The organism is Aquipluma nitroreducens (assembly GCF_009689585.1).
GTDB classification, from domain to species: domain Bacteria; phylum Bacteroidota; class Bacteroidia; order Bacteroidales; family Prolixibacteraceae; genus Aquipluma; species Aquipluma nitroreducens.
The window spans coordinates 2,527,502-2,551,043 of record NZ_AP018694.1 but is presented as its reverse complement, the minus strand read 5'-3'; the positions used below and the strand labels follow the sequence as shown (position 1 = coordinate 2,551,043).

Annotated in this window: 12 protein-coding genes and 1 pseudogene; 7 read left to right on the top strand and 6 right to left on the bottom strand. The window is 40.0% G+C overall.

Annotated elements, in window-relative coordinates:
• Position 1: 1 nt before the first annotated feature.
• The 6 genes and pseudogenes from AQPE_RS10680 (at position 2) to AQPE_RS10655 (ending at position 10,628) form a co-directional block, all read left to right on the top strand.
• On the top strand, positions 2 to 1,495 hold the full coding sequence (locus tag AQPE_RS10680) for a hypothetical protein (RefSeq protein WP_318351044.1): 1,494 nt from the start codon (positions 2 to 4) through the stop codon (positions 1,493 to 1,495).
• 188 nt (positions 1,496 to 1,683) lie between these two features.
• Complete coding sequence (locus AQPE_RS10675) at positions 1,684 to 2,262, top strand: RNA polymerase sigma-70 factor (RefSeq protein ID WP_318351043.1); 579 nt, start codon at positions 1,684 to 1,686, stop codon at positions 2,260 to 2,262.
• A gap of 63 nt (positions 2,263 to 2,325) precedes the next feature.
• A complete protein-coding gene (locus AQPE_RS10670) occupies positions 2,326 to 3,354 on the top strand; it encodes a FecR family protein (protein ID WP_318351042.1) in 1,029 nt (342 codons plus the stop codon).
• 189 nt (positions 3,355 to 3,543) lie between these two features.
• Positions 3,544 to 6,936 (top strand): TonB-dependent receptor, encoded by a 3,393-nt coding sequence (locus AQPE_RS10665; protein ID WP_318351041.1) that lies wholly within the window; start codon positions 3,544 to 3,546, stop codon positions 6,934 to 6,936.
• A gap of 30 nt (positions 6,937 to 6,966) precedes the next feature.
• Positions 6,967 to 8,853: pseudogene (locus tag AQPE_RS10660) on the top strand (RagB/SusD family nutrient uptake outer membrane protein).
• A 107-nt stretch (positions 8,854 to 8,960) separates the two neighbouring features.
• Positions 8,961 to 10,628, top strand: coding sequence for an amidohydrolase (locus tag AQPE_RS10655; protein WP_318351040.1), 1,668 nt, complete (start codon positions 8,961 to 8,963; stop codon positions 10,626 to 10,628).
• An 8-nt stretch (positions 10,629 to 10,636) separates the two neighbouring features.
• Here AQPE_RS10655 and AQPE_RS10650 read toward each other — a convergent pair whose 3' ends face one another.
• From AQPE_RS10650 to AQPE_RS10625, 6 genes are all read right to left on the bottom strand, one after another.
• Positions 10,637 to 11,884: a hypothetical protein gene (locus tag AQPE_RS10650; protein ID WP_318351039.1), complete on the bottom strand. Its 1,248-nt coding sequence runs from the start codon at positions 11,882 to 11,884 to the stop codon at positions 10,637 to 10,639.
• A 145-nt stretch (positions 11,885 to 12,029) separates the two neighbouring features.
• A complete protein-coding gene (locus AQPE_RS10645; RefSeq protein ID WP_318351038.1) occupies positions 12,030 to 14,753 on the bottom strand; it encodes an alpha-amylase family glycosyl hydrolase in 2,724 nt (907 codons plus the stop codon).
• A 114-nt stretch (positions 14,754 to 14,867) separates the two neighbouring features.
• Complete coding sequence (locus AQPE_RS10640; RefSeq protein WP_318351037.1) at positions 14,868 to 16,472, bottom strand: SusF/SusE family outer membrane protein; 1,605 nt, start codon at positions 16,470 to 16,472, stop codon at positions 14,868 to 14,870.
• 10 nt (positions 16,473 to 16,482) lie between these two features.
• Entirely contained in the window at positions 16,483 to 17,526 is a 1,044-nt protein-coding gene (locus AQPE_RS10635) for a SusE domain-containing protein (protein WP_318351036.1), read from the bottom strand.
• A gap of 19 nt (positions 17,527 to 17,545) precedes the next feature.
• Positions 17,546 to 19,108: a RagB/SusD family nutrient uptake outer membrane protein gene (locus tag AQPE_RS10630; protein WP_318351035.1), complete on the bottom strand. Its 1,563-nt coding sequence runs from the start codon at positions 19,106 to 19,108 to the stop codon at positions 17,546 to 17,548.
• A gap of 18 nt (positions 19,109 to 19,126) precedes the next feature.
• Entirely contained in the window at positions 19,127 to 22,135 is a 3,009-nt protein-coding gene (locus AQPE_RS10625; protein WP_318351034.1) for a SusC/RagA family TonB-linked outer membrane protein, read from the bottom strand.
• A gap of 331 nt (positions 22,136 to 22,466) precedes the next feature.
• Here AQPE_RS10625 and AQPE_RS10620 point away from each other — a divergent pair, with 331 nt between their 5' ends.
• Entirely contained in the window at positions 22,467 to 23,486 is a 1,020-nt protein-coding gene (locus tag AQPE_RS10620) for a LacI family DNA-binding transcriptional regulator (protein WP_318351033.1), read from the top strand.
• Positions 23,487 to 23,542: the final 56 nt, after the last annotated feature.

Below are 23,542 nucleotides of genomic sequence, written 5' to 3'. Positions count from 1 at the left end.
TATGAATCAGATTCATTATAAAAATTGTTGCAAATCATTTCAATACATCCTTTCAATTTTAGTGGTTTCGCTCTTTTGGGGTTCATGTACCGACGACATTTCCAGGGCAAAAAAGATAGATCAAAATGCTATTATTTATCCTGACTATGCCGGAATTACAATTCCTTGCAATATTGCCCCATTGAATTTTGCCGTTAAAGAACCTGCCGAAAAATACGTTGCCGTGTACAGTTTTAAGTCGAAAGAAGTATTTCGCGTTAGTTCGGGCGATGGCGTAATCTCTGTTCCTGAAGGCAAATGGGTAAGCTTGCTCAAAGAAGCCAATAGTCAGGAATTTACAATAGATATATGTTTAAAAAAATCGGATGGCTGGGTTAAATACAATACGATAACGAACAAAGTTTCTGCCGATTCAATTGATAATTATCTGGTTTATCGCCTAATAGATCCCGGTTTTGAGACCTGGAATAAAATGGGAATTTATCAGCGATGTTTAAATAACTTTGATGAAACACCGATCATGGAAAACACAATGAGTGGTGGTAATTGCATGAACTGTCATTCGTTTTGCATGAACAACAACAACACGATGCTCTTTCATATGAGGGCAGATAATGCCGGTACGTACATTTATAAAAATGGCGAAATTGAAAAGCTGGATACAAAGACCGATAGCACATTGGGGCCGGGAGTATATCCATCGTGGCATCCTGACGGCAAACATGTCGCTTTTTCGACGAACCGGATTGTTCAGACGTTTCATGCTATTCCAGATAAGAAAATTGAAGTTTTGGATACCCTGTCCGATGTTATTGTGTACAACCTTCAGGAGCATAGTATTTTTACTGCCCCGGGAATTTCATCAAAAGGCAGGCTGGAAACATTTCCAACCTGGTCTCCTGATGGAAAGTCGCTTTATTATTGTAGTGCAAAATCTCTTTCACCTAAAGAGTATATGAATATAAGGTACGATCTGCTTCGAATTTCATTTGATCCGGAGAAAAACAGCTTTGGTGCGGTTGATACTGTCTATAGAGCGGCAATGACCGGAAAGAGTGTTTCCTTTCCACGCATTTCGCCTGATGGAAAATTTGCGATGTTTTGCCTGTCTGATTATGGAAACTTTAGTATCTGGCATCCGGAGAGCGACATTTATTTGTTGAATCTGGAAACCAAAGAAATTTCGAAACCCGAAATCAACAGCGATCAAACCGAAAGTTATCACACCTGGTCGTCAAATAACCGTTGGCTTGTTTTTAGCAGCCGCCGTTTTGATGGGTTGCATACAAGTCCCTATTTTTCGCATATGGATGATAAGGGAACTTTTTCTAAACCATTTATTTTACCTCAGTCAGATCCTCTATTTTACGATCGGTTCTTAAAATCTTTCAATATTCCGGAACTTGTTAAGTCGAAAGTTAATCTCGATCCCCGTATTATTTCAGAAGAAATCAACAAAAAACCAATCAAAGTTAAATTCAGTTCTAAGCTGTAGTTTTATGGGGAAATTGTTTATTCTTGGTTCAAGCATTTGCATTGAGAATCAAATGGAAGTAATATTTATACAAAAAATAATTGTGCGATTTACACTTAACTGAGACTGAAAATATAAAATTTGGTATATTCACATTTTGAAAATGTATAATTATCTAACTAACAAGCAGAATTAATCCTTTCACATAAATGGGGGTTAACGAAACTAAACTTATTTCAGATTACGGCCTTGCTGAGAGCATTAAAAACTCCAATCAGGGAGTCTTCGAATTGGTATTCAATTACTATTATTCGGGGTTGGTAATTTATGCGGATCAGATTATAAAAGATACGGCGATATCTGAAGACATTGTTCAGTCAGTTTTTATGAAATTATGGGAGACTCGGGAAAGTATCGAGATTCGTTCTTTCCGTTCCTATTTTATACAATGTGTAAAAAACCGTTGTATAGACCATCTTCGCAATCAACAAGTAAAGCACCGGTTCGATAACCGGATTCCTGACGCCAATCATCTGGTTATGGAAGAAGACCTTTGGACAAAAAATGAACTTGCTGAATTAATTCAGAATGCTGTTGACGATCTTGCTCCGCGTTGTCGTGAAATATTCTGGATGAGTCGATACGAAAACCTCAAGGTGGCTGAAATTGCTGAAAAGCTTAATATTTCGAAACGAACTGTTGAAACTCAGATTAGCAAAGCACTTAAAATATTACGAGTTAAACTTGTTGACTACATCTCGGTTTTGATACTCTATTTTTTTTATTGATGAGAATACGTGTGTTTGTGTTCCAATCCGTCTAATAGTCACAATCTGTATAATTAATTTTAGGTGGAAAAAGAAAAATTTGATATCGATCAACTGATTGCAAATCGATTGCTGGGAACGATTTCTGATGAAGAAAATTTGTTCCTTGATGATTGGATTAAACAGTCGATTGAAAATCAGAGACTTTATTCAGAACAAAAAAGATTGTGGAATCTTTTTGAGATTCATCAAAAAGTACAAAAAATTGATGAACGTAAAGCTTACCAAACCATATCCGATCAATTATTTATTAAGAAGAAAGTTAATGTTTTTGGATGGATTCAACGGATTGCTGCGATATTGCTACTTCCGGTAATTATCGCGTCAGTCTATTATTTTTATTTGGGAAAAGGGAACCATAATCAATTTTCAACAGTATACAATACAGTTGAGACTCCTCTTGGCATGCGTTCAAGTTTAACTTTGCCCGACGGAACACAGGTGTGGTTAAATGCAGGGAGTTCAATTAGCTATCCTGTTTTATTTGCGGACAATTACCGTAAGGTAAGCCTTAGTGGCGAAGCCTATTTTGAAGTTAAAAAGAATAAGAAATGGCCATTTATAGTTAGTGCAAAAAATATGGATATTATTGTTTCCGGAACGACTTTCAATTGTAATGCCTATCCGGAAAACAATCAGATACAAACAGTTTTAGTTGAAGGGGCAATTTCGCTTACGAATAACAGCGCTACGGTGAATGTTTTGATGACTCCGGGAGAATTGGCAACTTTTAACAGCAGTGATCAAAAGGTAACCAAGATAAAAACCGATTTGCAAAAATATGTTGCCTGGAAAAGTGGAAAACTCATGTTCAGAGATGATAAAATGAACAAGGTGGTTGAAAAACTTGAACGTTGGTATAATGTTGAATTTGATATTGAGGATAAGGAAATTGAAGATTACATTTATACTGCAACCTTTGTTGATGAAAGTCTTGATCAGGTATTAAAAATGTTGTCGATCTCAGCTCCGATCAGATACACAATTTCAGAACGGAATAAGCAAGAGGATCAGACATTTGCAAAGTCAAAAGTCAAATTGTATAAGAGATGATTTAGAACCTAAAATAGTAATGATTATGAAATAAAAAAAGAGAAGAAATGTTGCAACCATCTCTTCTCCAATTGATTAATAAATATTGCCAATTTATTAACTGTAAATCAAACCAAAAGTATGAAAAAAAATCTGTTTTTAAACAGAGTTCGAGGCTATCTGGCCTTAAACTCAAAAGCATTTAGAGTTATGAGACTAACTTTTTATCTCCTATTACTCACGGTTTTCCAGGGAATTGCTTCAAATTCCTATTCTCAGAACACAAAACTTAGCTTTAAACTTAACGATGCAAAGGTTAAGGATGTGTTAAATGTGATTGAGGAAAAAAGTGAATTCTATTTTCTATTCAACAGCAAATTAGTTGATGTTGAACGAAAGGTTGATATTAACGTATCTAACCAGCAGGTCGACAAAATTCTTAGTAGCTTGTTTAACGGAACAAATGTCGGTTATACTGTAATGGATCGTCAGATTATTCTTCAGCCAACTGCAGAGGTGTCTGAGTTGACGACTTCCATGCAACAGCAAATCAAGGTTTCCGGAAAAATCACTGATGCAACCACCAACGAAACTCTTCCTGGTGTAAACATTGTTGTAAAAGGCACTACTACCGGTACCCTTACTGACTTGGACGGAAGTTATACGATTAATGTTCCAAGTCGAAAAACAACTTTGATTTTTTCATTCGTGGGATACAACTCACAGGAAGTTGTTGTTGGGGATAATACAGTTCTTGACATTGTCCTAAAAGCTACAATGACTGATTTGGACGAAGTTGTTGTTGTAGGTTACGGAACACAAAAACGTACCAATGTTGTTGGAGCTGTTGCCTCTGTCACAGGAGATAAACTGCTTTCAATTCCTTCAATGAACGTTTCCAATGCCATTTCTGGTATGATTCCCGGAACAACTGTTATGCAGACAACTGGTGAGCCAGGACAAGGAACCCCAAGAATCCAGGTTCGTGGTAGAACAACAGTTAATGCAAACGGTAATATGGACCGCTTGTCAAATGATGCCACCAAAGCGCCTCAGGTGTTAGTTGTTATTGATGGTGTACCCGGACGTTCGATGGACGAAATCGACCCTAACGATATTGAAAGCCTTTCTGTTTTGAAAGATGCCTCTGCTGCTATTTACGGTGCTCAGGCTGCAAACGGAGTTATCCTGATCAAGACCAAATCGGGGAGAGAAGGCAAAACCCGTTTGAGTTACCAATTCTATCAAGGAGTTATGACTCCAACTTTGACACCTAAGGTTACCAATGCTGCTGATTATGCAACAATGCTTTCGGAATACCAGGTTGCACAGGGTAAAGCCCGTAGGTATTCGGATGCAGATATCGAACTTTTCAGAAATGGTAAAGATCCATGGGAACATCCAAACACTGACTGGTATGGTGACCTGATTAAAGACTGGACATCTACCAGCAGACACAATGTTACTCTTGACGGTGGAGCCAAGGGGATGAGTTATTACGTTTCTTTCGGTTATAAGACTGACGATGCGATGTATAAAGCTTCATCAACTAAGTATAAGCAATACAACGTCAGGACAAAAATAGAAATGCCAGTTACCGATTGGTTAAAAACAGGTGTAGAACTTGCTGGTTTCTTGACTGATCGTCAATATCCATACAAGAGTGCTGATGCTATTGTTGGTCAGTCAACTCGTTTGGTTCCAACCAACTGGTCATTCTGGCCAACAAGTGAAGGCCGTTATCCTGGACCAGACATTGAGTATGGCGACAACCCAGTTGAAACTTCTACTTTTAGTGCAGGAAAAAATGACCAGAAAACCTATCGGTTGTTAAGTACATTTAATGCAACTATTACAGTTCCTTTTGTAAAAGGTCTTTCTTTATCGGGAAATTATAGCTACGACATTACCAATTACTTCAACAAAAGATTCTATCAACCTTGGACTTTGTACTACCCAAACTGGTCACAAGCAACCAGAGGTGCTGACGGTTTTATCACTTCGATGCCTTTAACTCCAACTTTGAGAGGACTTTCATCTGCTGAGAACTCTGAAAGGTATGAGCGTACCATCAATCAAACAGCTATGATTAATGCTAATTTCAACCGGAAATTTGGCGACCATACTATTTCTTTGTTTGGCGGTTACGAACAATACCAAAGCGACTGGAATTATTTCGAGGCATATCGCAAATATTATATTTCCTCGGTTATCCAGACCATGGATGCAGGTAACGCCAAAGACCAAAACATATTAGGGACTGCTACCATCTATGCCCGCAAATCATTTATTGGCCGTGCTTCATACGATTATAAAGGCAAATACCTTGCTGAAGTTGTGTTCCGTGCTGACGGTTCGTTGAAGTTTCCAACATCTGACCGTTGGGGATATTTTCCTGCATTATTGTTAGGATGGCGTGCTTCCGAAGAAAATTTCTGGAAAGCTAATCTGTCGTTTGTCGACTACTTTAAACTTAGAGCATCTATTGGCCAGATGGGTAATGACCCTGGAAATCCATTCCAATACATGGATAAATATGGTATTGGTACAGGTATGACATTTGGCACAGGTGGAGCTATCCAAACTGTTGTTGGCCCACCAACGGTTGCCAATCCATTTATTACATGGGAAAGACAAACATCCTATAATCTTGGATTTGAGTCAAAATTCGCAAATAGTCTTTTCAGTTTAAATGCTGAATTCTTCTACCAAAGAAGGGATAATATCCTGGTAACCAAAGATGCTTCGGTTCCTAACTTTACAGGGTTATCGCTTCCACAACAAAATATTGGTATTGTTGACAACCGCGGATTTGAACTCGAAGGTGGTTACCACAAAGCAGTTAACAAGGATTTGCGTATTGATGCAACCGCCAATATAAGTTATAACCATAATAAAGTTGTATTTATGGACGAACCTGCAAGAGCAGTGCCATGGCAGCAACTTACAGGAAAATCATATTTAGCTTGGTTGATGTATGATGCAATTGGCATTTACAAAGATCAGGCGCAGGTTGATGCAACTCCACACGTTACCGGAGCAAAAGCTGGTGATGTAATTTTCAGAGATGTATCAGGTGATGGTAAAATTGATGGTGATGACCGTATTTTAATCGAAAAGGTTGATGCACCGGAAACGTTCTATGGCGCCACTGTTAATGTAGCTTACAAAGCATTTACATTATCTGTTCAGATTCAAGGTCAGGGCAAATTCTTAAAGAACAGCCAATACGATAACCGTCGCGGTGAAGCAGGTAACTATTACCAATGGCAATTTGACAACCGTTGGACACCAACCAACACTGTAACTAACATCGCCAGGGCATATAACCGTGATGACCTTTACTGGTCACCTGATGTTCGAATGAGTACCTACTGGATGGAGAATACAGCTTATTGCCGTTTGAAGAATGTGGTACTGAACTATGTAATTCCACAGAAATACTACCAGAAAATTGGTTTATCAAGAGCAAGTGTTTATGTAACAGGCAATAACCTTGCATTAATTTGGAGCGCTACCAGAAAGTGGGATCCGGAAACCAACAATGCAGGAGTATATCCTACTATGAAAACGTTTGCCATTGGTGCCAACATTACTTTCTAATTATCAATTTAATGTATAAACAGTTAGAATATGAAAAAAATACTTTTAAATATATCAGCAATAGGACTACTTCTGGTTGCGGTATCTTGTACAGACGTTCTGGACAAGCAGGCCGTTGATACGTTCAACGAACAGCTTGTTTTTTCAGACATGAATGTTGTTAATGCATACCTGGGCAAAGTTTACGACAGAATGGGTGGTAATACGGATAATGGTATTCTGGGAATGCGCGAAGACATTTTAACCGATATGACAGACCAGACTCTTTGTATCCACCGTCCGTCAAACTTCGTTATGCTTAAAGGAACTATGACTCCTGACAACCTTGGTCATTTTACTAATGATGGCTTGGGTGGTTATTTGCGCTGGAATAATCTGTACAGCAATATTCAGGATGCCAACCGTATTTTAGCCAACATCGATGCTGTTCCATCTGTAAATCAAGATGCGCTTAAAAAACAGATGAAAGGTGAAGCTTATTTTATCAGGGCTTATGATTATTCAACCCTTATGATGGTGTATGGGGGTGCGGTCCTTAAAGATACTCAGTATAAGCTGGACGATGACTTTACTACAGCCAAGAGATCGTCTATTAAAGAAACGCTTGATTTTATTCTGAAAGATATTCAAAGCGCTATCGATAATTTACCGGCAACGGTTGAACAGGGACGTGCAAACCGTGCTGCAGCCGGTGCATTAAAATCAAGAGTTCTACTTTTCTGTGCCAGTAAACTAACAAACGGTGGATGGACTGAACAAGCTTCGAATACCCTGATTTCATTCCCTGCAGGTAGCCAGACAGCTTTGTTAACACAAGCGCGCGATGCAGCAAAGGATGTAATGGATGGTAAATATGGAACTTTCTCTTTGGTAGGAACAACTTCAGAGCCAGCTTCACCACTTTCTGCTGCCGATATTCAGAAATATGCTGACAACTATTTCAGTATATTTAACCAAAAAGCAGCATGGAACAGCGAAACCATCTGGGGCATTGAATATCCGCTTTCAGGAGGTAACGTTAATAACATGAACATCTGGTCTGGTCCTAATGGTTATCACAATTGGGGAAACAACAACCCAACCGAACAAGCTGTAAGAAAATTTGAAATGGCTGATGGGTCAAAATTCCAATGGGACAAATACAACCCTGGAGATATGGATGTAAGAACTGCAACTGCAGAAGAATTAGCTGCCGATCCTAACCGTAATCCTTACAATGGTCGTGAGCCACGTTTTTATGCCTGTGTACTTTATGATGGAGCACCATGGCAAGCACGTCCTGCTGATGCAGCCGGACTTGAACCAGAAAACAAAGTTCAGACTAGTTACTTTTTTCACAACGTTGGCGATGCAACCCCATGGAAAAGTGGAATCGATACCCGTCAAGGTTTAATTGAGGCATGGAATGGCCAAAAAACAGGCTATAACCTTAGAAAATTACTTGATCCTGCAACTGCTGGACAGTATTACAGAAATACAAATGCCTGGATATAATTCAGATATGCTGAAATCTTGATGAATTATGCTGAAGCTTGTATTGAGCTGGGTGGCGCTGACCTGCAAAAAGGTATTGATGCTATGAACATGGTTAGAAGACGTGCTGGATTACCAAGCAGGGTAACTACAGATCAGGCTATGGCTCGTCAATATGTTCGCGATGAAAGAAACATCGAGTTCTTCGCAGAAGGCCATCGCTTCTACGATATGCGCCGCTGGATGATTTGTGAACAGGTTATCGAAAATGTTTACGGTACAAGAATTGAACATTACGATAATGGTTACACAATTTGGAAATCGAACAAAGCCGATTTGGAAGATCAAAGATCATTCACAGATAAAAAATTCTATTGGGTTCCTATTACGCGTGACGAAATGAACAAAGCGCCACAACTACAACAAAACCCGGGTTATAATTAATCAATTCTGTATACAAATCTAATAGAAACGGCTGCCCTTTGGGGTGGCCGTTTTTTGCATCTATCCAATTAATCAGCTATTTTCGTTTTGCATAAAACCAATCTCCGATGAACCGAACTTTGATATTCACAATTATTGCACTGTGTAGTCTATATTCATGTAATGCTCCTAAAATGAAAGTTGACTTGATTGTTACAAATGCCAGGATTTATACTATTGATGATTCTTTTTCAATTGCCGAAAGTTTTGCGGTGAAAGATGGTAAATTCATTGCAGTTGGCTCCAGTGATGATATTGCCTCTAAATATGTCTCTGATCGGGTTATAGACTGCAAAGGGAAAACCGTTTATCCGGGCTTTAATGATGCACATTGCCATTTTTACGGATATGGAATGGATCTGATGCAGTATGCCGATTTGGCCGGACTCGCTGATCAGGAGAGTGTTTACCAAAAGCTTCAGGAATACCAGAGACGAACAGGCAGCAAATGGATACTTGGCCGGGGTTGGGATCAGAATTTATGGCCTGAGAAATCATTTCCCGACAATAAGCGATTAAACGAACTGTTCCCTGATATTCCGGTTTACCTTGTTCGTGTCGATGGTCATGCAGCCTGGTGTAATGCCAAAGCGCTTGAATTTGCTGGAATAACTTCTCAAACAAACATTTCCGGAGGAGAGGTATTGTTGAAATACGGACAGCCAACCGGTGTACTGATCGACAATGCCAAAGAATTGGTATTTAAGCAAATTCCTTCACCATCGTCAGAGCTGAAAGCAAAAGCATTACTTGAAGCGCAAAAGAATTGCTTTGCAGTTGGCTTGACTTCGGTTACCGATTGTGGCCTTTCAAAGGACGTTATTTTGCTGATCGATTCATTGCAAAAGAATGGTGAACTTTGTATGCGAATCAATGCGATGATGGAGCCAAGCAATGAAAATCTGGAATATTTTCTAAAAAGTGCCCCTTATAAAACCGATCGCTTACAGGTAAATACCATCAAACTATATGCTGATGGAGCTTTAGGTTCGCGTGGTGCCTATTTGTTGGAAGATTATTCGGATGATCCCGGAAACCGTGGTTTACTTATGGAAAAAACATCGTATTACGAAGACATTTGTCAGAAAGCATACAATGCCGGATTTCAGGTGGCCACCCATTGCATTGGCGATGGCGCCAACCGTTTTATGCTGAACATTTATGCCAAATTCCTGAAAGCAAAAAATGATCGTCGCTGGCGCATTGAACATGTGCAGGTTGTACATCCTGATGATATGGCCTCATTCGGAAAGTACTCGGTAATTCCATCGATTCAGGCAACGCATGCTACTTCCGATATGTTTTGGGCCGATGAGCGACTGGGTAATGAACGCCTAAAAACGGCATATGCCTATCAACAATTGCTTGAGCAGAATGGTTGGCTTCCCAACGGTACCGATTTTCCGATTGAAGACATCAGCCCAATAAAAACCTTTTTTGCCTCTGTTTGCCGGACGAACTCCAAAGGATTGCCAGTTGGTGGATTCCAAATGGAAAACGCCCTGTCGCGTGAACAAGCTATACGATCGGAAACAATTTGGGCTGCAAAAGCAGGGTTTGAGGAAGGTAGAATAGGAAGCATTGAAATAGGGAAGGAAGCAGATTTTATTGTCCTCGATACCGATTTGATGAATTGTCCTACGGATGCAATTCTTCGCACAAAGGTTCTGAAAACAGTTTTGGGAGGGGAACTTGTGTTTGAATCAGAAACAGATCAGGGAAAAAATCATCAATAAGTCCATCATTATTTTCGTGTACTTTCCCATTCAGCCCAATTGATGGATGCGAAGAAACTACGGAGCATTCCATCGAACAAACGAATGGCCTGAATCCGCGAATTGGCCGAATTGATTTCCTGGGTCTCGACGGTTATCATCTTAATTCGTTGATCAATAAATGCATTGAAATCATTCAAGGTTTGCGAATAATCAGTTAGATTTTTTCCTTTCGAAATCTGTTCAAATTTTTCAGGGATCCGGATGCTATCAATATTTAAATCAGGAATATACTGCAGCAAGTGTTCGAAGGTTTTATCGGGCAGCTTAGCTTGCCAATTGGCGTAATTACCAATTAATTTTACAAGCTCAGTTTTACTTTCACTTGAAGGCTGTGCAGGTAGTTTCGCGAGTTCCTGTTTTTGTTCATTTAAGAAAGATTCCAGAGTTGACCAGTTGGTTTTAATCAAAGAAAATAGGTTGACATCACTGTATGGTTGATCACTTGGAAGGCCGATAAAAAGTACTTTTATTTGGTAGGGGGGATTACTTGCCTTTAACTCGTCAATAGTTGATTTAAGATCATTCGTTATGGTTTGAAGGTTTCGGATTGCTTGCTGAACAGCTGAAAACTTAAGCTTATTTAAATCGTTTTCAATGCTGTCGCATGCTGATTGTATCATGATTAATTTTTCCTGTACCAATTCGTTTTTTATCCCGCTTACTTTAATGTTTTTTGATAAATACCATTCGTCGGAGGCTCCGGCAATTTTAAGGTAGACAGATGCTACTGCTATGTTTTCTTCCTGAAGTGTTGTATCACTACTGCTAAACTGCCAGATTGCTTTGATGGTAGCTTTTACAAATGATTGCGAAAATTTTTCATTTGAAACAATAAGTTCGGCAGATTTTTGATTTTCAGAAGACACAACTTTTATAAAATCATCGGTAGAAAACTGAACATTTTCGCTTAGGAGTTTCCATTCAGCTTTTTTATCGTTGAGCATGTAGGTAAGTCCATTATCGCCTCTCGAAAGAATTTGTGCGGTGCCCGTAATGTCAGCATAGGCATCCGGAAATTTACAAAAATCCCGGCGTCCACCTTCCATCTCAACCTCTAATTTCAATTTACGGCCACGGGTAACAGTTAGAACATCTCCGGTTTTTAAGAGCGTTCCATCAATCTTCATTTTAATAAATGGTTTTCTTGCAGGTTGTACAGCGTTTAATGTACCAACCATAATAACCATAACCAGAATCAAGAAAATGGTTTTCATATTTCCGGATATTTAAGTTCATGATTTGGTATAAAGTTAAATAAAAAGTAACGGATTAAATATTAGGTTACACTGTTTTTTATGAAGGAAATTCTTAATTACGCATTTTATTGTACAATAGTTTGTTGGCTCCGGATTGAACAAATTAGTTCTTTATCATTTTTTCGGTAAAAATCTGGCGGGTTGTTTTTATTCTCACAAAGAATAGTCCACGGTTAATCCCGTTTAATTCAAACGTAAAACGAGTCGCATTTGGTTGTAATTTTCTTAGAATTTTACCATCGGCAGAAATTAGTTCGATTTCCTGAATCGCATCAGGAGCTTCAATTTGCAGCCTGTCGGTTGCCGGATTGGGGAAGATTCGAATATCTGAGTTGCTTAATTTTACTGAAGAATCTGTTAGTGGACCTTTAAATTCGGGCAATTTTTTGTCGCTGTATAACCGGTATTCTCCTGCCTTGAGCAAAATTGTTGTACTGACATCCGAAATGTTTAATTCGGCGCCGGTAAAGAATTCGTACCATAAACCAGTATGCTGAAACCCGGGAATAACAGTTTGATCGGCTAGCCCGAAATTGCCAAGTAAATTGATATTGTGATCGTTAAGTTTAAGTTGTATTTTTTTGAAATTACCATTTACTGAAAGGGTTTCGGTTCCTGATGTAAAAACATCAAATTGCGAACGTAACCGCAGCATTGCAGCATACACATCAAATAGCTTTTTCCGTTCAGGATCATCGAAATACGACCATAGAATTGGCTTTTTGCCAACCCTTCCATTCTGGTCGATAGAAATATCGTATCCCAATTCACCAAACTGCCAAATCATTTTTGGTCCGGCCAACGACATAAAAAACGTGGTTGAAAGCTGGCTTCTGGTTAAAGCAGTATTGAGATCTTTGGTGTTGTATGTTCCAAACGAGTTACCGTATGTTTCTGTTTTAAACATCTGCCGTTCCTCATCATGACTTTCCATGTAAGCAACCAGCCCGGGTTTCGTAAAGCCTCTTTTCTGATAGGATGCCCAATTGAAGTCCGACTTGTTCGATTCATTATAACCCATGGCCGCTTCTGCAAAAGTTGAATTTGCATTTCCCCAAACCAGCATCCCATTTCCATATGAAGTTAATTCCTGCTCTTCTGAATTGATGGCAAAATGTTCGAGTATAACAATTGCCTTTGGATTTACCTCCCAAATCTTATCGGCCATTCTTTTCAAAATAGCAATTCGGGCTGCATCGTACCCACTGCCATCGCCCGGCGTGTTTGTAAATCCTTTGGTAAAGTCGAAACGGAATCCGTCAACTTTGTATTCAGTCATCCAGTATCTGGTAACCCGGTCAACAAAATCTTTGGTTGCCTGGCTCTCGTGGTTGAAATCGTTTCCCCAACTGTAAGCCGTGTTTGGCGATGTTTCGTTGTACCAGGGGTTGTTGGCTGCCGGACGGCTCAGTGTCGAATTCCAGTACATTTTTGCCAATGGACTCGAATTGTACGAATGGTTTAAAACCATATCCTGAATCACGATAAATCCTTGTTTGTGGCATTCGTCAATCAGAGCTTTCAAGTCGTTTTTCGTACCGTAAGCTTTATCCGGAGCAAAATAGAAATTGGGATTGTAGCCCCAGCTGTCGTTTCCTTCAAACTCACTGAAAGGCATCAACTCAATCGTGTTAATGCCCAATTGTTTCAGATAATCAAGCTTTGCCTGAACGGCATTGTAGGTTCCTTCAGTGGTAAAATCGCGGAGAAGCAATTCGTAAATCGAGAGCTTGCTTGTTTGTGGTATTGCATACGAACTGTTTCTCCACGAATAAGGCGTTTGGGCTGTTTGTAAAACCGAAGCCCGGTCAGTTGCTTTTCCTTCAGGATATGAAATCAGGTTAGGATAGGTTGATGTTGAAATGTATTTATCATCCGGATCGGAAACTTTATCGGTATACGGATCGGCTACTTTCAGGCTTCCATCAATCAGGTATTGAAAAACGTATTCTTTTTGCGGAATCAAATTGTTGATTGTTAGCCAATAATAGTCGCCATCTTTCTTCATTTGGTAACCATTGTCGGGTAGCCAGTCGTTAAAATCGCCGGTTACGAAAATGTTATTTTTAAATGGAGCATAAATAACGAGGGTTGCCGACTGATCGCTGGTATAATTGATTCCGGCTTGAAGTCCGGAAGGTTTGGCTTCAATTGGAGTGGTTTCACGGATGCAGACATACACTGAGTCGCGTTTAATCGTTGTATTTTGTGTCACTGTTGCTTTTAACCAGTAGTTTCCTGCATCTGGAATGGTCATGGTTTGGGTAAGTTCAGTACCTGTTACAGAAGAAATTTGCTGATTATTCAGGAATAGTTTTAGATCAGCCGATGCTGTGGATGAAGCTGTGAACTGAAAGCTTTGATTTTTATCGAACACGTTTATGCGTGAAGGTGACGTAATGTTGACATGTAAATCTTCGGTTGAAACATTGATGAAAAGATCGTTGGTTTGTTTCGACCCATCTGCTGATCGAAACACAAAATCCATTTTTGTAACTAATTCGGAAGGTGGGACTGAGTAGTAGGTATTTATATCGGGATTGATTACTAATTCGTAAATACCATTTCCTTTGTTTGTTAGCTTGGGTTGTATCGCATTGTCATTCCAGTTTCCGATTACATGCTTCCAGTCGCCAATACCTGCAATAGAAACTCCAGTATGGGCATACAATTCTCCTGAAAAAAGGCCAAGCCTTGAATCTTTCGACGAATCGAATGTAATGGTTACAGCCTTACTGTCGATGGGCAGGACTGGGTTTGTGCTGAGCTGGGCAAAAAGGCCGAGAGGAAAAAGAAATGCAATAATAAGAATACCAATGCGGGTCATAACAATAATTGTTTCAGGTCTGAAATATTGAGTATCAAAAATACCCTGCCAGGCATTTGGTGTCCTGACAGGGTAAATTAAACATGTGGCAGTTTATTTTGCCAAAGAACTTATTTATTGGATAGCGCCAGCACCTGTTTTGAAATTCAAATTTACAGTATGTGATCCGGCAGTAACAGTAACACGACTCTGGTCGCCACCAGTACCACGGAATGCAAGTTTTCCATCAAGGATAATAAATTCTGATTGCCACCAATCGGTAAACCAAGGATGCCAGGCGTACATTCTCAATTCGTCGGCAGCTAAGGTTTTAGTAATCGTAACCACACTATTGGCGTTATCAACGGTGAACAACCCTGCAGCATTGCCGGTATCCCACGAGCCGATAGTGTTACCAATCAAATAGACTTTTGGATCGGCAATGGCTATTTTATTGGCTGTCAAATCAACAACAACCATATAATATCCTGCTGTTCCAGGAACGGGAATATTATCTCCACCTTTGGCGTAAACTCCGTCAGTTGCAGTTCCGGTTGAACCAAAATCGTCTTTCCATTCTTTTTGAGGAGCAAATTTGAACCCACCGGAAGCATTCATCCAAACAATTTTCCAGAACATATTGGGATGGCTGTTTACTGGAATCATCGGGAGATCAACACTTGCCCAATCCCAACCACCAACTCCATCGCCAATCATAAACAAGGCCGATGGATAAGCTGCAACAACTTTATAGGTCATCGCACCCAAATCAACGGTTACTTTGTAATTACCGCCGGTTTCAGGAGTGGTAATGGCATCCGGATCGCTTCCGCCGCCTAAGTTTGCACCTAGTACACCTGCATCCTGACCTGTTGCCTGACCCCATTGTGGTTGCCATGCACCCAAAGTTTGAATAAATTTCATGCTTTTGGCTGGTGCCAATACTAAAATTCCCTCATAAATACCAGGAGTTGCAGTTTGGCTAATTTTGATCGCTTTGGTATTATCCCATTGGGCTTCTGTTCCATCGCCTAAAGCATAAATTGCATCAGGTAAGGCTGCGGTTTTAAATGTTACTTCAGGGCCATATCCTGTACCGGCGCTATTGGTAGCATAAGCACGTACATAATAGGTTGTATTGTGCTTCAGGCCTTTCAGTGAGCTTATAAATGCTCCCAAACCCGTTCCGTCGGTAGTTTTGCCATCGGCAACCGTTGGAGCAGTTTTTAGGCCAAAACAAACCCCACGAGCAGTAATGTTGGCACCTCCGTCCTTAGTCACATTACCTCCACCTGTAGCGGTGAAGCTTGTAACTGCTGTCACTGCGGCAGTGGTAAGTGTTGGTACTACTGGTAGAGTTGTAAATGTACTTTCTTCGCCGTAAATGGTTCCGTTTGGACCAATTGCATAAGCACGGGCGTAGTATTTGGTGGCATAAGTTAACCCGGTTAGGGTAACATTGAAAGTAGCGGTTTTTGTTTGACCAGTATAAGCCACTTTCATGTTTTCAACTGTTGGGGCGGTAGCTGTATTGTAGCAAATACCCTTTTCATTAAAACCATCTCCTTCGGCAATTACATAGCCCACAACATTTGCTGAACTCGAAGTAATTTTCAGCGATTGTGTGGTTGCAAGCGTTGGATCAAGCCTGACATCTGCAGTTTCCTTTGTACATGCTGAAAAAAGAATTGTCGCAGTTACAAGGATGGCCAATATTCTATAGAATGATTTTCTTTTCATGAGTAAATATTTAATTAGTTGGAGTAAAAACAACCTTCATCGGAGTTGTTTCCAGATACAGTTTTATATTATACTTACCGGGAGCTATATCGTCAATGTTTTGACTGTCAGTTTTACCATCGTTTTGGTATAGGTTATTCAAATCATGACCGGCAGGATTGTATGCAACATTTACTGCTGCCCAACTATTGTGAGTGCGGAATTTAATACCTCCGGCTGTTACTGTTTTGGTCACATTCCAGGTATGGTCGGTGAAATTGTAAACCATTTTGGTATCGTTATCCCATCCACCAACTGCATCGCCAATTATTCCAATGGTAACATCAGCAATCGTCAGTTTCATAACTCCTGTATTTACGTCAGCGGTCATGTTGTAAGCTCCGGCAGGAAGCGAAATTGCCGGACCGTTTTCGGTTAATGCACATGATACATCTCCTGAAGCCAAAACTCCACCATATTTTTTACCATTGTCATTGTTGGTAAATTGGAAAGGTGTACCATCGGTATAAATCCAACCGATATATAAACCATTATCTGCTGCTGATACGATGCCTTGCAGTTTTCCGGCTACAGTTAATGCCAACGTTGGAGGGCCATAAGTGGTAACATCAACAGTTTTAGCTGCTGAACTATATTCATATGATCCGGTGCCACTGCTTAAAGATAAAACAGATCTGATTCGGAAATCAATCGAGGAAACCTTATCGGCAGGGAATTTCTTGAGCAAAATGCCATCAAGATCAGCTACCGTGATTTTCATAGATAGATCTTGATTATCACTTAAAATGAGAGTTGCATCGGCAAAGTTGGTACCCTTGGCACAAGCTTCCAGATAATACGTTGCAGAAGCTTGAAAGCCAGGATCAACAGCAGTGCCTTTAAATTCAAGCACGTTCAGTCCATTGGCTCTTTTTAAGGTCAAATCAGGTGTACTTTGAATCGTTGGTACAATTGGGTTATCGAGCAGTACTGCTTTTGTTTCGTCCTTTTGACATGAAAACAAAAGTCCGATTAACCCAATGAAAGTCAGATATAAATATATTTTTTTATTCATTGTTCTTCAGTTTTAGGGATTAATAACCTGTATTTTGTTTTAAGGTCGGATTGGCTCCTAAATCGTTAGCAGGAATGGGATACAAGTCGCGGTAACTCTGGGTTGCTGCTCCTTCAGCAACTTTTCCTTTCCATGGCCATAAATAGCTTGCACTGGTAAACTTTCCAAACCTGATTAAGTCGGTCCTGCGATGTCCTTCCCAAAAGAGTTCACGGGCGCGCTCATCCAAAATGAAATCCAATGTCAGCTGTCCGGCAGTAATATTTCCTGAAGTGTTGCCATAGGCTCTTTCGCGCAATGCATTCACATAAGTTAATGCATTGGCAGCACTTCCACCAGTTCCACCTCTAAGTACAGCTTCGGCATACATCAAGTTCACGTCAGCCAAACGGAATACAGGGTAGTCGGTATCCACAAAGTCAGGATGGGCGTGGGGTGCAGCAGCTCCGGTTGAGGTGAGATTCGAGAATTTAGTTATTGCCCAACCATCGGTAAATTGTCCAATATCATTGATTTCAAATTTTTGGCCATCAGACCAGAACATTGCACGTTTATCGGTAGCTCCGGTGTTATCGGCAAATTTGTTTACAAGGGCTTTAGTTGTGCGGATTCCACCCCAACCACCTCCAACACCAAATGCTGCCGGCGACATCGTTCCTCCAATTTGAGCATGAATAAGATAAGTCATCCCACCATAAGACTGAGTATTCTGTCCGTCGCAAGTGATAGGAAATATCATTTCAGGACTCAGATTGTTATCGGCAGTGAAATTATTCGCGTATTTGCTTGCCAATGTATAACCGGCAGCAATTACTTTGTTGCAATAAGCGATACATTCAGTATTCTTGTCCTGACCTATATATACTTTTGCATTGAGGTAAAGTTGAGCTAAAAGAGTCCATGCAGCACCCTGATCTGCCCGGCCATATTCAAATCTTGGGGCACCCAGCTCATTTTCTATTGCTTTCAACTCACTTTCGATGTAAGTAAACAACTCGGCACGTGTCGTTTGTTTTGGGAAAAAGGCTCCGGGAGCATCTGCTTCGGTTACAAATGGTGGATTCCCAAATAAGTCGATGGCATGAGAATAAGCCAGGGCGCGAATAAACCGTGCTTCAGCATGATATTTTACAATATCAGCGTCGGTATTATCGGCAGTTGCCCTGATGTATTCGTTACAAAGAGCCACTGTGTACATGATCCGGGAATAAATAGCTGAGATGAATACATCATTCGGAGCCCAGGTCTGCCAATGAAAGTCCTTGATGGAAGCATCGTTCCAGGCCATTACGGCTTCATCGGTAGGCAACTCCTGTACATTCCAATATTGACGCAGGTAATTTCCGAAACCTTCATCAATCCCGGCAATATCTGGTTGTCCGGAAGGTCCCTGTTGTCCGCTTACTGAAAAAGTAGCATACAATTTGGCCAAACCTTCTTTGTAGGCTTGTGGTGTGTTGTAAACGGTAAGAGATGTTATAATATTTGGATCTTTTGGTGTGAGATCCAGGTCTTTAACACAAGATGTAAACATTAGTGCGAGAAAGACAACTGCTAATGATTTTATATTTTTGTTTTTCATGTCGTATTCTTAATGAAGTTAGAATGTAAGATTTACGCCAAGTACAAAGACTCTCGGACGAGGATAGAAATTGTTGTCAATACCACCATCAACTTCAGGATCGAGTCCGTGGTATTTGGTAATAGTAAACACATTTTGTACAGTAAAGCTTACCCGAGCTTTAAGAGCCTTTTCGAAATTATATCCAACACTCATGTTGTCCATTTTGAAGAATGAAGCATTCTCTACATAGAAATCGGAGAAGTACTGAGTATTAGTAAACTTCGCGTTATTAACCTGAGTCGGTATGTTGTTAAAGAAACCAGACTGATTGTAGACTGTTGTATAAAGAGCACTTGAGGCTACATTGTTATAAACGTAGTTACCAATGTTTGCCCTTCCCGAAAAAGAGAAATCAATTTGCTTATAACTAAACCGTGAATTAATACCCAATGTTACATCAGGTGCTGGTTTTTTATAATGGTATTTGTTTAGGTTATTGCTGGTTATTGTTCCACCATTTCCAGTACGATCAACATAAAGTCCTTCGATTGGCATGCCGTTCGAACCATAAACCTGTTGGAAAACAAAAAATGAGTTAACAGGGAATCCAACCCGGTCATTCTGAATAAAGTTTCCGACTCCACCACCAATTAAACCAACATCAACTCCGGTATAATTTGGATCATCTGTTTTGGTCAGCTTGGTAATTTTATTTTCGTTATAGGCTGCATTAAAACCTACACTCCAGCTCATATCCTTTTTTGCAATAATTTGGCCGGTGATTGAAAATTCAACCCCTTTGTTTTCGAGACTTCCAACATTGGTGGTCAGGAAGTTTGAAAAGTTGCTTCCTGCAGCAATTGGAATGAAGTTTAACAAGTCTTTGGTATCGCGTTTATAAGCATCGATGGTACCGGTAATGCGGTTTTTCAGGAATCCAAAATCTAATCCGATGTTATAGGTTGCTGTTTGCTCCCATTTAATGTTTGCATCGTATGGATTTGGACGAAGCGTGTTGTAGAATGTATTTCCTAACTGGTATTGCGCAGTTGGAGTGCTACCACGGTAAACAGGCAAATATGGATAGTCATTACCGATATCCTGCTGACCCGTTATACCCCATCCCAGTCTTAATTTAAGATCTGAAACTGCCGATACATTTTTCAGGAACGATTCATCATTAATTTTCCAGGCCAATGCCGCTGCCGGGAAAAGTCCCCAGCGATTTGCTTTCGAAAAACGCGAAGATCCGTCGTCGCGCAGTGTAAATGTTAGTAAATAGCGATCCAGCAAAGTGTAATTCAAACGCCCAAAGAAAGAAACCAAATAGTTTTCATTGATGAATTTAGAAGTTTTTCGATCAACAGAAACCTGACTTCCGTCGCCATTCCTTACGAATGATGAACCGTCTTTATAAAAATATTGCCAAGAATAACCACCGGTAACGTCAACCTTACTTTTAATTGATGGTATTTCTTTCACATAGTTCAGATAGAAATCTAACAGTTGAGTTTTTCCGGTCTGATCATAGTCGTTCAGGCGGCCAATTCCACTTCTATAGGTAAATGCAGCTTCGTTTGGTGCATTGTTGTGCCCTTTGGTTGTGAAATAGTCATAACCCAGGTTTAAATTGGCACGGAGTTCTGGAAGGAATGGAATTTTATAATCGAATTGCACATTTCCGATACTCCGTTGTACAGTAGACCGGTTATCAGTCTGATTTAATAAGGCAACCGGGTTGGCTACTCCAATTGGGTTTGGACTACCGTTTGGATCCATTGTTCCATCGGCCAAAACATCCGAAAGGTTAATCCATGTTGTATATCCACCAAATTTGGTATTCCCATTTCTGACAGGCTGTGTAGGATCATATGCAACAGCAGAACCTACAGCTCCTGATTCGCCAAAATTTTGTTTGGTATAACTTCCTTTCAGATTAATATTAATCTTCAATTGGTTATTCAAAAGGGAAGGATTGAGTCCCAATGCCAAAGTAGAACGCTCCATATTGGTTGTTTTCAAAATACCATCCTGATTGGTATATCCAATAGAAACCCGGTATGGCATATTTTTCATACCACCACTGATATTTACATTATGGTCGTGAGCAAGTGCAGTTTGATAGATTTCTTTTTGCCAGTTGGTATTTTGTGTTCCAAGGCGGCTAAGACTTCCCATGCTTAAACCAACAGCGCTTTTTGAAGCGAGATCATATGCCAGCGAACGCAACTCGTCTCCCGACATTACATCCATATAAGCAGGAATGGTGTTAACAGACATTGTTGCATTGTATTCGATTTGTACAGGCTTGCCGGTAACACCTTTTTTAGTGGTTATCAAAATAACCCCATTTGATGCTCTTGATCCGTAGATTGCAGTTGCCGAAGCATCTTTTAAAACAGTGAAAGTTTCGATGTCGTTCGGATTGATGGTAGAAAGGGGGTTTGCCAATCCTGAAATTCCGGAGTTACTTACTGGAAATCCATCAATGATAATTAACGGGTCGTTATTGGCCGACATGGAGGAGCCTCCTCTGATTCGAATAGTTGCTCCACTTCCGGGAGCGCCACCAGCTGATGTAATTACTGTACCGGCACTTTTACCTACAATTAAATCTTGTGGAGAGGAAACGCCTCCCTTGTTAAAGTCTTTCGAACTTACAGTACTTACCGAACCTGTTGCATCGGCTTTCTTTACTTGTCCATATCCGATTACAACTACTTCATCCAACTCAGCACGGTCAACAGCCATTGCAATTGTCAGATTTTTTTGTCCGTCAGCTAAAATTTCTTGTGTTTTATAACCAACAAAAGAAAATTGAATGACATCACCCTTTTTTACACTAAGGGTAAAGTTTCCATCTATATTCGTGATGGTTCCGTTAGTTGTTCCTTTCACAACAATAGAAACACCCGGTAAAGTTTCTCCCGATGAGCTATCGGTCACCTTACCAGTTAATACTGTTTGCTGAGCCATTGCATAATTTCCAAGCAAAAGCGAAAGCATCAATATTAATACATTTAGGTTTTTGCGAATAATCCTCATGTTTTAATAATTATTGGTTCAAATACTCGTTTTTAGATACATTTTTCCAATTTTTTGTCAATTTCGTTAGTGTTTTCCGTTAAATACTTCGAAAAAAATTAATTCCGAGACCAAAGTAAAGTTTCTGTAAATTGATTGTTAAAAAATGTTATAATCCTTTTTCTGCAATCGTTTGCGGTGTCGTTTGCACTCGAAGTGTTATAAAACAGGTAGTAACTGGTGGGTAACGTTTGATGCTTTAAAAGCATTTTAACGGCCAGTTTGATCATAAAAATAAAGTTGTATCTTTAAGGATATAATTTTAAAAAGACCAATAAAGTTATTCCAGATTATGCGAAGTAATCAGATCACGATCAAAGATATTGCGCGAATACTAGGGATCTCGCCTTCTACTGTGTCCAGAGCGCTGAAGGATCATCCGGATATTAATACTGATACCAAGAAGGCGGTAAATGAACTTGCCAGCAAGCTGAAATACCAGCCCAATGCTGTGGCTTTAAGCCTGAAAAACAGCCGTAGCAACACTATCGGCATAATGATTCCAGAAATCGTTCATTATTTTTTCTCTTCAGTAATCAGCGGAATTGAAGATGTTGCTTCACAAAAAGGCTATACCGTTATTATTTGTCAGTCGAACGAAAAATTTGCGCGAGAAGTATCCAATGCAAAGACTTTGCTTTCGCACCGTGTTGATGGAATTTTAATCTCTATTTCAAAGGAGACCAATTCGTTCGATCATTTTGTGAATTTGCAGGAAGGTGGAATTCCGTTGGTATTTTTTGATCGTATTGCTCCGGGAATTAGTGCTGATTTGGTTATCACTGACGATATAGATGCTTCATACAATGCCACCCGCCACCTGATTGAAACCGGATGCAAGCGGATTGCGCATTTTGCTGGCCCTCAAGGCCTGGTTATTAGCCGCGACCGACTTCAGGGCTATCTCAATGCGCTAACGGAGGCCGGTTTACCTATTGATAAACGGCTGATTATTGAAGCTGATACATTTGAAAAAGCCCGGAATACAGTTGGACATATGTTGGATGCAGGAAATGTTCCGGATGGAATATTTGCAGTGAACGACATGACGGCTATAGGTGCCATGCAAACAATCCAAAAAAGAGGATATAAAATTCCAGATCAAATTTCGATTGTTGGTTTTAGCGATGGCTATTTGTCCGGAATTACCGATCCGCATCTTTCATCGGTCGACCAACATGGTTACGAAATGGGAACCACTGCGGCCGAAATGCTTTTCCACCGAATATTATCCGATGAAGATGAATATGTTCCTGAAGTTAAAGTTTTAAGAGCCGATTTGATTGTAAGGGGAAGTTCGGAGAAAGAATAAATTCAAATTAATTGAAAATTTGTGTTCTTTGCTGCAAACGTTTGCAATGCGGTTTT

Excerpts from the sequence above, each read along its gene's own strand:
- AQPE_RS10680 (WP_318351044.1), top strand. The coding sequence starts at position 2 with ATGAATCAGATTCATTATAAAAATTGTTGCAAATCATTTCAATACATC.
- AQPE_RS10675 (WP_318351043.1), top strand. The coding sequence starts at position 1,684 with ATGGGGGTTAACGAAACTAAACTTATTTCAGATTACGGCCTTGCTGAG.
- AQPE_RS10665 (WP_318351041.1), top strand. The coding sequence starts at position 3,544 with ATGAGACTAACTTTTTATCTCCTATTACTCACGGTTTTCCAGGGAATT.
- AQPE_RS10655 (WP_318351040.1), top strand. The coding sequence starts at position 8,961 with ATGAACCGAACTTTGATATTCACAATTATTGCACTGTGTAGTCTATAT.
- AQPE_RS10650 (WP_318351039.1), bottom strand. The coding sequence starts at position 11,884 with ATGAAAACCATTTTCTTGATTCTGGTTATGGTTATTATGGTTGGTACA.
- AQPE_RS10645 (WP_318351038.1), bottom strand. The coding sequence starts at position 14,753 with ATGACCCGCATTGGTATTCTTATTATTGCATTTCTTTTTCCTCTCGGC.
- AQPE_RS10640 (WP_318351037.1), bottom strand. The coding sequence starts at position 16,472 with ATGAAAAGAAAATCATTCTATAGAATATTGGCCATCCTTGTAACTGCG.
- AQPE_RS10635 (WP_318351036.1), bottom strand. The coding sequence starts at position 17,526 with ATGAATAAAAAAATATATTTATATCTGACTTTCATTGGGTTAATCGGA.
- AQPE_RS10630 (WP_318351035.1), bottom strand. The coding sequence starts at position 19,108 with ATGAAAAACAAAAATATAAAATCATTAGCAGTTGTCTTTCTCGCACTA.
- AQPE_RS10625 (WP_318351034.1), bottom strand. The coding sequence starts at position 22,135 with ATGAGGATTATTCGCAAAAACCTAAATGTATTAATATTGATGCTTTCG.
- AQPE_RS10620 (WP_318351033.1), top strand. The coding sequence starts at position 22,467 with ATGCGAAGTAATCAGATCACGATCAAAGATATTGCGCGAATACTAGGG.